The organism is Pseudomonas sp. VEM90, from assembly GCF_054611535.1.
In genome coordinates this window covers 1-13,234 of sequence record NZ_JBTRAR010000015.1, presented here as the reverse complement: position 1 = coordinate 13,234, position 13,234 = coordinate 1, and the positions used below count along the sequence as shown (strand labels likewise).

Genomic DNA, 13,234 nt, shown 5'->3' with positions numbered 1-13,234 from the left:
GCCGGAGATAGCGTCATGGCATTCGAAGCAATGTTCCAGCCGATTCAGATCGGCAAACTGACCATCCGCAACCGTGTGCTCAGCACCGCGCACGCCGAGGTCTACGCCACTGACGGCGGCATGACGACCGACCGCTATGTGAAGTACTACGAAGAGAAGGCCAAGGGCGGCATCGGCCTGGCCATCTGTGGCGGCTCGTCGGTGGTGGCCATCGACAGCCCGCAGGAATGGTGGGCATCGGTCAACCTGTCGACCGACCGCATCATCCCGCACTTCCAGAACCTTGCCGACGCCATGCACAAGCATGGCGCCAAGATCATGATCCAGATTACCCACATGGGCCGTCGCTCGCGTTGGGACGGCTTCAACTGGCCGACGCTGATGTCGCCATCGGGTATTCGCGAACCTGTGCACCGCGCCACCTGCAAAACCATCGAGGTGGAAGAGATCTGGCGGGTAATCGGCAACTACGCGCAGGCTGCGCGTCGCGCCAAAGAGGGCGGCCTGGACGGCGTGGAATTGTCGGCGGTGCACCAGCACATGATCGACCAGTTCTGGAGCCCGCGGGTCAACAAGCGTACCGACGAATGGGGCGGCACCTTTGAAGGCCGCATGAAATTCGGCCTGGAAGTACTGAAAGCCGTGCGCGCCGAAGTGGGTGACGACTTCTGTGTGGGCATGCGTATCTGTGGTGACGAGTTCCACCCCGATGGCCTCAGCCACGAGGACATGAAGCAGATCGCCGCCTACTACGACGCCACCGGCATGCTCGACTTCATCGGTGTGGTCGGCTCGGGTTGCGATACTCACAACACCCTGGCCAACGTCATCCCCAACATGAGCTACCCGCCGGAGCCGTTCCTGCACCTGGCGGCCGGTATCAAGGAAGTGGTCAAGGTCCCGGTGCTGCACGCGCAGAACATCAAAGACCCGAACCAGGCCACGCGCATCCTTGAAGGCGGCTACGTGGACATGGTCGGCATGACCCGTGCGCACATGGCAGACCCGCACCTGATCGCCAAGATCAAGATGGGCCAGATCGACCAGATCAAGCAGTGCGTCGGTGCCAACTACTGCATCGACCGCCAGTACCAGGGCCTCGATGTGCTGTGCATCCAGAACGCCGCGACCTCCCGTGAATACATGGGTGTGCCGCACATCATCGAGAAGACCACCGGCGTCAAGCGCAAGGTGGTGGTGGTTGGCGCAGGCCCTGCGGGCATGGAAGCGGCCCGTGTGGCTGCTGAACGCGGCCACGATGTGACCCTGTTCGAGAAGAGGGACCAGATCGGCGGGCAGATCACCATTGCCGCCAAGGCCCCGCAGCGTGACCAGATTGCCGGTATCACCCGCTGGTACCAGCTTGAGCTGGCTCGCCTGAAAGTCGACTTGCGCCTGGGCACTGCCGCTGATGTGGCCGCCATCCAGGACCTGCGCCCGGACGTCATCGTGCTGGCCGTAGGTGGGCACTCGTTCCTGGAGCAGAACGAGCACTGGGGCGCCGCTGAAGGGCTGGTGGTCAGCAGCTGGGATGTGCTCGATGGCAAGGTAGCGCCGGGCAAGAACGTGCTGGTGTACGACACCATCTGCGAATTCACCGGTATGTCGGTGGCCGACTTCATCGCCGACAAAGGTAGCCAGGTCGAGATCGTCACCGACGACATCAAGCCAGGCGTGGCCATGGGTGGTACCACTTTCCCCACCTACTACCGCAGCATGTACCCCAAAGAAGTGATCATGACCGGCGACATGATGCTGGAAAAGGTCTACCGCGAAGGCGACAAGCTGGTGGCGGTACTGGAGAACGAATACACCGGCGCCAAGGAAGAGCGCGTGGTCGATCAGGTAGTGGTCGAGAACGGCGTGCGCCCTGACGAAGAGCTGTACTACGCGCTCAAGGAAGGTTCGCGCAACAAGGGCCAGATCGACGTGGAGGCGCTGTTCGCCATCAAGCCACAGCCGATCCTGAGCCAGCCGGGCGAAGGCTACCTGCTGTATCGCATCGGCGACTGCGTGGCCCAGCGCAACGTGCATGCGGCGATCTACGACGCCTTGCGCCTCTGCAAGGACTTCTGATCGTTAACAGTCGCCGCCATCGGGCGCGATCCCTGTAGGAGCGGGTTCACCCGCGAATGCGTCAGCACTGACAACACTGTTGCCTGACCGGATGCATTCGCGGGTGGACCCGCTCCTACATGGGGCCAGTCTCGCCCTCTGGTCGGCGCAAGAATCCAGCTGTTTGTGGGGAGTCTCCCATGTTGAACACCCTTCTACCCATCCTGCTGTTCGCTGCCCTTGGCCTGGCAGTGCTCGGTGCCTTGCGCCGGGTGCGCATGTGGCGCCGTGGCCGGCCGTCCAAGGTCAACCTGATCGGCGGCCTGCTGGCCATGCCGCGCCGCTACCTGGTGGACCTGCACCATGTGGTTGAGCGCGACAAATACATGTCCAAGACCCACGTGGCCACTGCGGGCGGCTTTGTGCTGTCTGCCGCCCTGGCCATTCTGGTGCATGGTTTTGGCCTGCAGAGCAAGATCCTCGGCTACGCACTGCTGGTAGCCACGGTGATCATGTTCACCGGTGCCATCTTTGTCTTCAAACGCCGCCTCAACCCGCCCTCTCGCCTGTCCAAGGGCCCGTGGATGCGCCTGCCGAAGAGTTTGCTGGCGTTCGCCGTGAGCTTCTTCATTGCCACCCTGCCGGTCGCCGGTATCCTGCCGGCCAACACCGGTGGCTGGGTGATGGTCGCCATTCTGGGCCTGGGCGTGCTGTGGGGTGTGTCGGAGCTGTTCTTTGGCATGACCTGGGGCGGCCCGATGAAGCACGCCTTCGCCGGTGCCTTGCACCTGGCCTGGCACCGCCGTGCCGATCGCTTCGGCGGCGGCCGCTCCACCGGCCTAAAGCCGCTGGATCTGGAAGACCCGAACGCCCCTCTGGGTGTGGAAAAACCGGTGGACTTCACCTGGAACCAGCTGCTTGGCTTTGATGCCTGCGTGCAGTGCGGTAAATGTGAAGCCATGTGCCCGGCCTTTGCCGCTGGCCAGCCGCTGAACCCGAAAAAACTCATCCAGGACATGGTTATCGGCCTTGCCGGTGGCACTGACGCGCAATTCGCCGGCAGCCCGTACCCTGGCAAACCGATCGGCGAACACGGCGGCAATCCGCACCAGCCGATCGTCAATGGCCTGGTCGACGCCGAAACGCTGTGGTCCTGCACCACCTGCCGTGCCTGCGTCGAAGAGTGCCCGATGATGATCGAGCACGTCGATGCCATCGTCGACATGCGCCGCCACCTCACTCTGGAAAAGGGCGCTACCCCGAACAAGGGCGCCGAGGTGCTGGACAACCTGATCGCTACCGACAACCCCGGCGGCTTCGCCCCTGGCGGGCGCATGAACTGGGCTGCCGACCTTAACCTGCAACTGCTGTCTGAAGTCAAAGCGACCGAAGTGTTGTTCTGGGTTGGCGATGGTGCCTTCGACATGCGTAACCAGCGCACTTTGCGTTCGTTTGTCAAAGTGTTGAAAGCCTCGGGTGTGGATTTTGCCGTACTCGGCCTGGAAGAGCGCGACAGCGGCGACGTGGCGCGTCGCCTGGGCGATGAGGCGACCTTCCAGCAACTGGCCAAGCGCAACATCCAGACCTTGGCGAAATACAAGTTCCAGCGCATCGTTACCTGCGATCCGCACAGCTTCCATGTGCTGAAGAACGAATACGGCGCCTTGGGCGGTGACTACCAGGTGCAGCACCACAGTACCTACATCGCCGAACTGATCGCGGCCAAGAAGCTCAATCTCGGCCAGCACAAGGGCGGCAGCGTCACCTACCATGATCCGTGCTACCTGGGCCGCTACAACGGCGAGTACGAAGCCCCGCGCGAAGTGCTCAAGGCGCTGGGAATCGAGGTGCGCGAGATGCAGCGCTCGGGCTTCCGTTCCCGTTGCTGCGGTGGTGGTGGCGGTGCGCCGATCACTGACATCCCTGGCAAGCAGCGTATTCCCGATATGCGCATGGACGACATCCGTGAGACCGAGGCCGAGCTGGTAGCTGTGGGGTGCCCACAGTGCACCGCCATGCTTGAAGGCGTGGTCGAACCGCGCCCGCAGATCAAGGATTTGGCTGAACTGGTGGCCGACGTGCTGATCGAGGAGGACGGCTCCACTGTCCCAAAGCCGCAAACGGCTAAACGTGAACCTGCGGAGGTGCACTGATGAGCGACATTATCCGCCGCGACCCACGCGCCGAGTGGATCGCCCGTAACCGTCTGCACCCGCTGCATGCTGCGATGCAGACGCAACAGACCAGCTGGATGGGGCCCAACGGCATCATCCGCAAGAACCCGCATGCGATTGCCGCGGGCTTTGTCGGCCCGGCCGGCATCAAGCGTATCGATCGCAGCGGCGCCCAGCAGGGCACCGGTGCGGGTGGACGGCGCACGGCAGCGGTCGAGGTCAAGTTGCCACTGCACCAGGTGCCGGAGCCGGCGTTCTACATTGCCGTTGTGCCGGACATGGTTGGTGGCCGCCTGAGCAGCCACGACCGCGACCTGCTCGGCCTGGCTCACAGCCTGGCCGGCAGCGACGGGGCAGTGCTGGCCGTGGTGTTCAACGAGCACAAGGAAAGCAACTTTTCCACAGCCGGTGTCGACCGCCTGCTGGTTATCGAAGGCGAGGCCTTTGAAGGTTATGCACCGGAGCAACTGGTGCAAGGCCTGCGGACTGTGGATAACCAGTTCACGCCGCGCCACTGGCTGCTGCCCGACAGCCGCACCGGTGGCGGTGAACTGGGTCGGCGCCTGGGCGCAGCGCTGGGCGAGCGCCCGGCAACGCGGGTATGGCAGGTCAAGGACGGCCAGTGCATCGGCCGCGCCGGTGCCGGCCAGCAAGACCTGCAACGCGCCGTGCCGCGTCTGATCCTGGCGGCGGCCGAGTGCGCCGAACCGGTCAGCGAAACCCGTCACGAAGCCTTGCCGGTGGAGTTGTCCACAGGTGTGGTGCGCAGCCTGCCGCGCATCGAAGACCTTGGTTCGGTGGCCGTCGACCCGGCCACCATTGCCATGGCCGAAGCCGAGTTCATCGTCTCGGGCGGCAACGGCGTCAAGGACTGGGACCTGTACCACAAGGCCACTGCAGCCCTCGGCGCTACCGAAGGTGCCTCGCGGGTGGCAGTGGACGACGGCTTCATGCCGCGTAACCGCCAAGTGGGGGCTACCGGCACCTGGGTTACCGCGCGTGTCTACGTGGCTGTGGGTATCTCGGGTGCGATCCAGCACCTGCAGGGTATCGGTGCCTGCGACAAGGTGGTGGCGATCAACATGGATCCGGGCTGCGACATGATCAAACGGGCTGACCTGTCGGTGATTGGCGACAGCTCGGCGATTCTCAAGGCGTTGATCGAGGCTGTGGAAAACTTCCGCAGCGGCGGCCAACGCGACGCGGCATAAGGGCACGAGCATGAGTACGAAAGTGATCAGCCTGGTTTCCATTGGTGCCCACCCCAGCTCCGGCCGCGCCCGCCGCGCCGAGCAGGATGCCCGCGCCGTGGAGCTGGGTTTGCAGCTGGCTGGGGATAACTTGCAGGTGGTGCATGCTGGCGATCCACAGGAAGAGGCCTTGCGCGCTTACCTGGGCATGGGCCTGGACCACCTCGACGTGCTGGAGCAACCGGCCGGGGCCGATGTGCTGGGCGTGCTGGGCGATTATCTGCGCGACGCCGGAGCCCAACTGGTGCTGACCGGCAGCCAGGCCGAGACTGGCGAGGGTTCGGGCATGTTGCCGTTCCTGCTGGCCGAAAAGCTCGGCTGGCCGCTGATTGTCGGGTTGGCTGAGGTGGAGTCGATCGACAACGGCACCGCGCAGGTGTTGCAGGCTTTGCCGCGTGGTCAGCGGCGTCGCTTGAAGGTGCGTTTGCCATTGCTGGCGACTGTGGATAACGCGGCGCCCAAGCCGCGCCAGAGCGCTTTTGGGCCTGCGCGCCGGGGGGTATTGGCGGCGCGTAATGTGGCCATTGTCGAAGATGAGCTGTTGGCTGAAGCCGAGTTGCAACCGGCCCGTCCAAGGCCCAAGCGCTTGAAGGTGATCAAGGCCAAGAGTGGCGCCGACCGGATGAAGGCCGCAACGGCCAAGGCCAGCGGCGGTGGGGGTAAGGTGTTGAAGGACGTTTCGCCACAGGAAGGCGCCGAAGCCATCCTCAAGCTGTTGGTGGAAGAGGGCGTGCTGCGCTAAAGGCTCATGCACTCCCCGGCAAGGCGTTCTCCTGGAGCAACGCTAAATTACTGATTTTCCAGTGACCGAGTGCGGGCGGGCATGCCCCGCCAACACCGGCGCAGCCGGTGCCAGGCACTGGGTCTCCTGCTCCACGGGACAAGCCCGCTTCCACAAGGGCGTCCCGATCTGCCAGACGCACATTCTATCTGTGCATAAGTCCCTGCCGGACCCATCACACTGCTCGTCAGGCACGGATATGCATGCCTCCAGCTCGTATTGCCCACAATCGCTGTTAGCTGCTCTGTGGATAATCTGTTGGGCACTAGCTGGAGTACGCGTAGGGCGTGGCTTGCGAAGAAATGATTAAAAAACGATCAAGGTGGGTCAGAAGTCTCGAATTCTTGATTATCAGAGCTTTGAACCGCTTATCCACAGAACTACAGTTGTCGGCTCCGTGTTTTGCTCACAAAGTCTGTTAGTGTCTCTGTGGACAAGTTGTACGGAGTGCACTGTAGCCCTTTAAAAACAAGGGCTCCGTTGTTTTGATCAAAAATTGATCATCTGCTTGAATCCGATTGATACCTGTGGGCACTGACAGAATTGCCAGTGTTTGAGTACGCGGCGGCTGGATATCCTCCATAGAACCATTCCAGGAGTTATCCACATGACCCTCATGCCTGCAGTTGTCAACGGATACTCACCCTATGGCTATCGAACGCATCGCGGAGCTTGTGTACTTGCGTTCAACGGCGAGCGGCGAGACCCGTTCACGGGTTGCTATCACTTGGGTAACGGTTATCGTGCCTACAATCCGGCATTGATGCGGTTTCAAGCCCAAGACTCCTTCAGTCCTTTTGGGGCAGGGGGGTTGAACGGTTATGCATATTGCGCTGGCGATCCGGTTAACCGAGTCGATCCCAGTGGCCATAGTTTTGATGTTGGGGGCTTGCTGCTGCGTGGTTTAGGTATGCTGTCGAACGGAGCGACGATTGCTTATAACTTTCTCGGACCTACGCCTGAAACCTGGATAGGCCTTAATGCCACACGAGTGAGCACCTTCGGTTCCATACTGAGCTTAGGAAGCTCCGCGGCATTGTACGCAGGGGTGCCGAGCGCTATTTTTGGCGCGAACGTGGGTACGGCAATCAGTGCTGCAGCAACGCTCACGCGAGCGATCAACGCAGCGATTGGGCCGGGGAGCCGCCCATTGAATCAGATCAAGACGAATTGGAATTTGATGACGGGAGGCTTACCCGAGGCGCCAATGCCGCACGAGTTCGTGCTGGAAGTTGTCACTCCAACTGGTAGGCCACCCGTGACCCCTTCGAATCAGAATGTCGTGTATGACATCAATGAAAGAATACGGCAGCGGAGAATTGCTGGTGCTTCGCCGCCTTCACAAGCGTTGGATATACGGCGACCGCGTAGTCAGTCAAAGTGAGCCGATTGCTATGAGGTTACGCCCTGCCGCAAAGTGCATCTTTTGCGGCAGGGCTTTTTTGTTTACTGAGCCTGCACTTCTTTCAGGTAGGCCGCCGGCTCTGCTCCCAGGTTGTTGAGCATCCGCCCGCTGTACCAGTCAATGAAGTTCACCACACCAAACTCGTAAGTCTTCGAATACGGGCCGGGTTGGTACGCGGTGGAGTTGATCCCACGCTGGTTCTCTTCCGCCAGACGACGGTCCTGGTCGTTGGTGGCGTCCCACACCTTGCGCATGTTCTCGGGGTTGTAGTCCACGCCTTCCACAGCATCCTTGTGCACCAGCCACTTGGTGGTGACCATGGTTTCCTGTGCACTGATCGGCCACACGGTGAACACGATCATGTGGTCGCCCATGCAGTGGTTCCAGGAGTGCGGCAGGTGCAGGATGCGCATCGAGCCAAGGTCCGGGTTCTTGATGCGACCCATCAGCTTCTGGCAGGCCTGCTTGCCGTCCATGGTCATCGACACGGTGCCCTTGAGCAGTGGCATGCGCACGATACGGTTACGCAGGCCGTGGCTCTTGTGCAGATACGGGATCTTCTCGGCTTCCCAGGCAGCGGCGGAGGCGGCCACGTGGTCCTTGAATTCCTGGCTGGCGCGCGGGTCGTTGGTGTCGTCCCACTCCAACAGGGTTTGCAGCAGTTCCGGGTGCGAACCGTTGCAGTGGTAGCACTCGCGGTTGTTTTCCAGCACCAGCTTCCAGTTAGCTTTTTCCATCAAGGTGGTTTGCACCGCCACCTTGGTGTTCTCCATGTCGTACGGTTCCATGTAATGGTCCAGCGTGGCCAGGAACTCGTCGATGGCAGGCGGGTTTTCCGCCAGGCTGATGAAGATGTAGCCGCCGGCAACCTTCACGTTCACGGGCTTGAGGCCATACTGGTTCATATCGAAGTCAGCACCCATCTCGGTGCCGGCGAACAGCAGGCGGCCGTCCAGCTCGTAAGTCCACTGGTGATATGGGCACACCAGTTTGGCCACCTTGCCTTTCTCGCTGACGCACAGGCGCGAACCGCGGTGGCGGCAGACGTTGTGGAACGCATGTACCTTGCCTTCGGCACCGCGCACTACAATGATCGGGTTCTTGCCGATCTGCAGGGTGATGTAGTTGCCCTTGGCCGGGATCTCGCAGGTCATGCCGGCGATCAACCATTCTTTATGGAAGATTTCCTGCATGTCGATCTGGAACAGACGCTCGTCGGTGTAGAAAGGCTGGGGTAGCGAGTAGGTGCGCTCGCGGGTCTGCAACATCTCGGCGGTGGCCTTGCGTGCAGGTTCAAGTGGATCGCCCAGGCTCAGGGTTGCGGTGACGTCCATCGTGTATTCCTCGGGGCCGTATGCGGCCGGCAAAAGGTGGCTAATCGTTGTTGTGGTGCCGCAAGGCTGTTTCAGACAAAACAGCGAGTTCTTTTGCCGTGGAGTGTGCGTCCGAAGACGCCGCGAACCGTATCCACGGGCGACATGGCCGATTTGAATAACGACGCGCCAGCCCTTGTGCCACGGGGCTGGTCGCGATAAGCACGTCGATGTCGCAGGCAGGAATGTACGTCGTCTTCAGCTTGCGCATTATCGCAGCCATGAAAAGGGCCATAGTCGGCCGCTGGAGATGAACATGTCCGATACCTTCCTCAATCCGGTCACTACCCAGACCTGGGCCAACGGCCGCCACATCGTGCGCTGCGTCAAGGTCATCCAGGAGACCTGGGACGTGCGCACCTTCTGCTTCATGGCCGACCAGCCGATCATGTTCTTCTTCAAGCCGGGGCAGTTCGTCACCCTGGAGCTGGAGATCGAAGGCAAGCCCGTGATGCGGTCCTACACCATCTCCAGTTCGCCGTCAGTGCCCTACAGCTTCTCGATCACCGTCAAGCGTGTGCCGGGCGGCCTGGTCTCCAACTTCCTGCACGACACCATGTACGAAGGCCTCGAGCTGCCGGTGCACGGCCCTGTGGGCCTGTTCAACGCCATCGACTTCCCGTCGAGCAAGGTGCTGTACCTGTCGGGCGGTGTGGGTATTACCCCGGTGATGTCGATGGCGCGCTGGTTCTACGACACCAACGCCAATGTCGACATGGTGTTCGTGCACAGCGCCCGTTCGCCGAAGGACATCATCTACCACCGCGAGCTGGAGCAGATGGCTTCGCGCATCCCCAACTTCAGCCTGCACATCATTTGCGAAAAGCATGGCCTGGGCGAGCCGTGGGCGGGGTACCGCGGTTACCTGAACCAGCGGCTGATGGAGCTGATCGCGCCGGACTACATGGAGCGCGTGGTGTTCTGCTGCGGCCCGACGCCGTACATGACAGCGGTCAAGCGCCTGCTCGAAGCGGTCGGCTTCGACATGGCGAATTACCATGAGGAATCGTTCGGCGCGACGCCGGCAGAAGCCAAGGCCGATGCCGTGGAGCACGCCGAGCAGGCGGCCGATGCACCGGAACTGGACGTGTCCGACCTCAATCTGGTGGAGTTCATCGGCAGCGAGAAGAGCATCCGCATCGCTCCGGGCGAGACCGTGCATGCGGCGGCAGCCAAGGTTGGCCTGATGATCCCGAAAGCCTGCGGCATGGGTATCTGCGGCACCTGCAAGGTGCTCAAGCTGGGCGGCGAGGTGGAGATGGAGCACAACGGCGGCATCACCGAAGAGGACGAAGCCGAGGGTTACATCCTGTCGTGCTGCAGCGTGCCGAAAGGGGATGTGCGGATCGATTACTGATCCAGTGGCCAGTCTGGATTCTTCGCGGGCACGCCCGCTCCCACAGGGTCATCGCTATCTTCAGGACTGCGGTGAACCTTGCGGGAGCGGGCGTGCCCGCGAATGCTTCTAGGTGCGGAACCGGGCTACCAGGCCATTGAGGTCTACCGCCAGGCGCGACAGCTCGGCACTCGCCGCGCTGGTCTGATGCGCCCCAGTAGCGCTCTGCACCGACAGGTCGTTGATGTTCACCAGGTTGCGGTCCACTTCCCGCGCTACCTGAGCCTGCTCTTCCGCCGCACTGGCAATCACCAGGTTGCGCTCGTTGATCTGCGCCACCGCGCCGGCGATGGTGTCCAGTGCCATGCCCGCGCCACGGGCGATGTTCAATGTCGACTCGGCACGCTCGGTGCTGGTGCGCATCGATTCTACCGCCTCTTCCGTGCCGCCTTGGATGCTGCCGATCATGCGCTCGATTTCGCTGGTCGACTGTTGGGTACGGTGAGCCAGTGCCCGCACCTCATCCGCCACCACGGCAAAACCACGGCCCGCTTCACCGGCGCGCGCCGCTTCGATGGCTGCGTTGAGCGCCAGCAGGTTGGTCTGGTCGGCCAGGCCTCGGATCACGTCGAGCACCTTGCCAATGTCGCGCGACTGCTCGGCCAGGTGGGTGATCAGCTTGGCGGTAGCTTGCACATCACCGCTCATGCGCTCGATTGCACCCACGGTTTCCATCACCAGGTCACGACCATCACCGGTGGAGCGGCTGGCTTCACTGGACGCTTCTGAGGTGCTCACGGCATTGCGCGCCACTTCTTCCACTGCGCTGGTCATTTCGGTGACTGCAGTGGCGGCCTGTTCAATCTCATTGTTCTGCTGCTGCAGGCCACGGGCACTTTCGTCGGTGACGGAATTCAACTCTTCTGCTGCCGAGGCCAGCTGGGTGGCGGAGCCGGCGATCTGCTGCAAGGTGTCGCGCAGCTTGTCCTGCATGCGCGCCATGGCGCGCAACAACCGGGCGGCTTCGTCGGTGCCCTCTGCGCGGATGACGTGGGTCAGGTCGCCGTCGGCGACTTGTTCGGCGCTTTTGAGCGCTTCTTCGATCGGTTTGACGATGCTGCGGGTCAGCAGGAAGGCGCAGGCGAAGGTCAGTACGGTGGCGGCAACCAGCAGGCCGATCACCAGGGCGAAAGCGCTGGCATACTGGCTGGCGGCTTTCTCGTTGGTGGCGCGAGTCTGATCAGTGTTGATGCGTACCAAGGTGTCCATGACCTTGTTGATCTGCTCGGAGTTGGCCAGCAGGTCGCGGTTAAGCAGGTCCTGCAGTTCATCCAGGCGGTCGGCCTGGCTCAGTGTGCGCATGCGTGATTCCAGTTGGCGGTACTGGTTGAGCAACTGACCGTACTGGTCGAATGCTGCCTGTTCGTCGGCGGCGATGATCATTGGCAGGTAGGCCTGGCGTGCCCGGTCGATCTGGCTGTTGCGCTGGTCCAGAAGATTGAGGGTATCGCGTTGGGTTGCCGGCTCGCGGTTGAGCAGCAGGCGATAGGAAAGCGTGCGCATGCGCAGGTTCAGCGCGGTGAGTTCGTCGAGGATCTTGATGCTGGGCACGCTGACTTGCTCGATGGCAACGCCCGCCTGGCGGATGTTGCCCATCTGCACCAGGGAGAAGATACCAAGGCCGAGCATCAGCAGGCCGATGAGCGCGAAGCCGAGAAGCGCGCGCGGGGCGATATTCATGTTGCGTAGGGACATGGAGAGGAGGATCCAGGCAAGTGGGAAAAGAGCGACAAAACATGACTTGCCGGGCTATCGGTCGTGACTGGCCAGTCTTGAATGCGTTCGGGGAAAATTGTGCAACCGCTGGCCTTTTCCTGACCGGCGGTTGATCCAGGTCGGAACAAGGGGTCGATTACCCTGTCAATCTGCGGGTCAGACACCTTATGAATCCGATATTTAATGGCGATAGGGCGCACTTTTCTTTATCGTGTGTGCCCCTCGCAACAACCTGAGATAGACCCATGCTGGAAGCTTCCCTGAATCAAATCGAGCAACTGGTCAGCGACCTGATGCAGAAAAACGCTCAACTCATCGAGCAGAACACCGCCCTTGGCCAGGAACTGGCCCAGGCCAAGGAAGAGAACGAAACCCTGCAGCTGTCGCTGATGGAGCAGGAAGAGAAGAACGGCGCTACCGCAGCACGCATCCAGGCCCTGGTCGAGCGCGCCAGCGCGGGCGTTGTTGGCGCATGAGACTGCAGGAGCAGCCGATCAATGTCGTGTCGATTCTCGGCATCGACTATTCGATCAAGGCGCCCGAAGGCCAGGAAGAAACCCTGGCCCAGGCGGTACGGATGCTCAACAAAGCCCTTAACGAGACCAAGCGTCAGTACCCGACCTTGATCGGTGACAAACTGCTGGTGCTGGCTGCCCTTAACCTGTGCTCCAAACAGGTCGAACTGCAGAAAGAGCATCAGCAGACCCTTGCGCGTACTCAAGCGCAGATCGATGCCACAGTGGATGCCATCGTGCGTACCATCGCTGAGCAATAAGGCCGTACACCGTCCCCCGTAGGAGCGGGTTCACCCGCGAATGCGTCAGTGGCTTCAACATCGCATTCGCGGGTAAACCCGCTCCTACAGGCATCAGCAGACCCTTGCGCGTACTCAAGCGCAGATCGATGCCACAGTGGATGCCATCGTGCGTACCATCGCTGAGCAATAAGGCCGTACATCGTCCCCCGTAGGAGCGGGTTCACCCGCGAATGCGTCAGTGGCTTCAACATCGCATTCGCGGGTAAACCCGCTCCTACAGGCATCAGCAGACCCTTGCGCGTACTCAAGCGCAGATCGATGCCACAG

10 protein-coding genes and 1 pseudogene are annotated in these 13,234 nt (G+C 61.5%); 8 read left to right on the top strand and 3 right to left on the bottom strand.

The features are described 5' to 3' along the window. The first annotated feature begins 15 nt into the window (after nt 1-15). The 5 genes from dgcA (at nt 16) to ACYCCG_RS15460 (ending at nt 7,644) form a co-directional block, all read left to right on the top strand. Nucleotides 16-2,076 carry a dimethylglycine demethylation protein DgcA gene (dgcA, locus tag ACYCCG_RS15480; RefSeq protein WP_003255697.1) on the top strand — a complete coding sequence of 687 codons (2,061 nt, stop codon included), beginning with the start codon at nt 16-18 and terminating at the stop codon, nt 2,074-2,076. Between the two features lie 179 nt (nt 2,077-2,255). Then, entirely contained in the window at nt 2,256-4,208 is a 1,953-nt protein-coding gene (gene dgcB / locus ACYCCG_RS15475; protein WP_021782649.1) for a dimethylglycine demethylation protein DgcB, read from the top strand. Further along, nucleotides 4,208-5,440 (top strand): electron transfer flavoprotein subunit alpha, encoded by a 1,233-nt coding sequence (gene etfA, locus ACYCCG_RS15470; RefSeq protein WP_459671032.1) that lies wholly within the window; start codon nt 4,208-4,210, stop codon nt 5,438-5,440. Before dgcB ends, etfA begins: the two co-directional genes overlap by 1 nt. Nucleotides 5,441-5,450: 10 nt before the next feature. Beyond that, nucleotides 5,451-6,221: an electron transfer flavoprotein subunit beta gene (etfB, locus tag ACYCCG_RS15465; RefSeq protein ID WP_003255694.1), complete on the top strand. Its 771-nt coding sequence runs from the start codon at nt 5,451-5,453 to the stop codon at nt 6,219-6,221. Between the two features lie 646 nt (nt 6,222-6,867). Then, nucleotides 6,868-7,644, top strand: a complete 777-nt coding sequence (locus ACYCCG_RS15460; RefSeq protein WP_209968648.1) for an RHS repeat-associated core domain-containing protein — start codon at nt 6,868-6,870, stop codon at nt 7,642-7,644. A gap of 62 nt (nt 7,645-7,706) precedes the next feature. On the opposite strand, the gene gbcA is transcribed toward ACYCCG_RS15460, so the two are convergent. Beyond that, entirely contained in the window at nt 7,707-8,999 is a 1,293-nt protein-coding gene (gene gbcA / locus ACYCCG_RS15455; RefSeq protein ID WP_021782651.1) for a glycine-betaine demethylase subunit GbcA, read from the bottom strand. A 295-nt stretch (nt 9,000-9,294) separates the two neighbouring features. Between gbcA and gbcB the strand changes: the two genes are divergently transcribed. Next, the gene (gene gbcB, locus ACYCCG_RS15450; RefSeq protein ID WP_209968644.1) at nt 9,295-10,395 is read left to right on the top strand and encodes an FAD-binding oxidoreductase; all 1,101 of its coding nucleotides are present in this window, start codon (nt 9,295-9,297) and stop codon (nt 10,393-10,395) included. 108 nt (nt 10,396-10,503) lie between these two features. Here the strand turns inward: gbcB and ACYCCG_RS15445 are convergent, their stop codons facing one another. Together ACYCCG_RS15445 and ACYCCG_RS15440 are read right to left on the bottom strand one after the other, a co-directional pair. Continuing rightward, a complete protein-coding gene (locus ACYCCG_RS15445; RefSeq protein ID WP_370844219.1) occupies nt 10,504-11,367 on the bottom strand; it encodes a methyl-accepting chemotaxis protein in 864 nt (287 codons plus the stop codon). Then, a pseudogene (locus tag ACYCCG_RS15440) lies at nt 11,359-12,114 on the bottom strand (MCP four helix bundle domain-containing protein); the annotation flags it as partial. The pseudogene ACYCCG_RS15440 and the gene ACYCCG_RS15445, both read right to left, overlap by 9 nt. A 281-nt stretch (nt 12,115-12,395) precedes the next feature. Here ACYCCG_RS15440 and ACYCCG_RS15435 point away from each other — a divergent pair. Then, nucleotides 12,396-12,626, top strand: a complete 231-nt coding sequence (locus ACYCCG_RS15435) for a hypothetical protein (RefSeq protein ID WP_003255686.1) — start codon at nt 12,396-12,398, stop codon at nt 12,624-12,626. Beyond that, nucleotides 12,623-12,925, top strand: coding sequence for a cell division protein ZapA (locus tag ACYCCG_RS15430; RefSeq protein WP_003255684.1), 303 nt, complete (start codon nt 12,623-12,625; stop codon nt 12,923-12,925). The genes ACYCCG_RS15435 and ACYCCG_RS15430 overlap by 4 nt, the downstream gene beginning before the upstream one ends. The last annotated feature ends 309 nt before the right edge of the window (nt 12,926-13,234 follow it).

Excerpts from the sequence above, each read along its gene's own strand:
- dgcA (WP_003255697.1), top strand. The coding sequence starts at position 16 with ATGGCATTCGAAGCAATGTTCCAGCCGATTCAGATCGGCAAACTGACC.
- dgcB (WP_021782649.1), top strand. The coding sequence starts at position 2,256 with ATGTTGAACACCCTTCTACCCATCCTGCTGTTCGCTGCCCTTGGCCTG.
- etfA (WP_459671032.1), top strand. The coding sequence starts at position 4,208 with ATGAGCGACATTATCCGCCGCGACCCACGCGCCGAGTGGATCGCCCGT.
- etfB (WP_003255694.1), top strand. The coding sequence starts at position 5,451 with ATGAGTACGAAAGTGATCAGCCTGGTTTCCATTGGTGCCCACCCCAGC.
- ACYCCG_RS15460 (WP_209968648.1), top strand. The coding sequence starts at position 6,868 with ATGACCCTCATGCCTGCAGTTGTCAACGGATACTCACCCTATGGCTAT.
- gbcA (WP_021782651.1), bottom strand. The coding sequence starts at position 8,999 with ATGGACGTCACCGCAACCCTGAGCCTGGGCGATCCACTTGAACCTGCA.
- gbcB (WP_209968644.1), top strand. The coding sequence starts at position 9,295 with ATGTCCGATACCTTCCTCAATCCGGTCACTACCCAGACCTGGGCCAAC.
- ACYCCG_RS15445 (WP_370844219.1), bottom strand. The coding sequence starts at position 11,367 with ATGCAGGACAAGCTGCGCGACACCTTGCAGCAGATCGCCGGCTCCGCC.
- ACYCCG_RS15435 (WP_003255686.1), top strand. The coding sequence starts at position 12,396 with ATGCTGGAAGCTTCCCTGAATCAAATCGAGCAACTGGTCAGCGACCTG.
- ACYCCG_RS15430 (WP_003255684.1), top strand. The coding sequence starts at position 12,623 with ATGAGACTGCAGGAGCAGCCGATCAATGTCGTGTCGATTCTCGGCATC.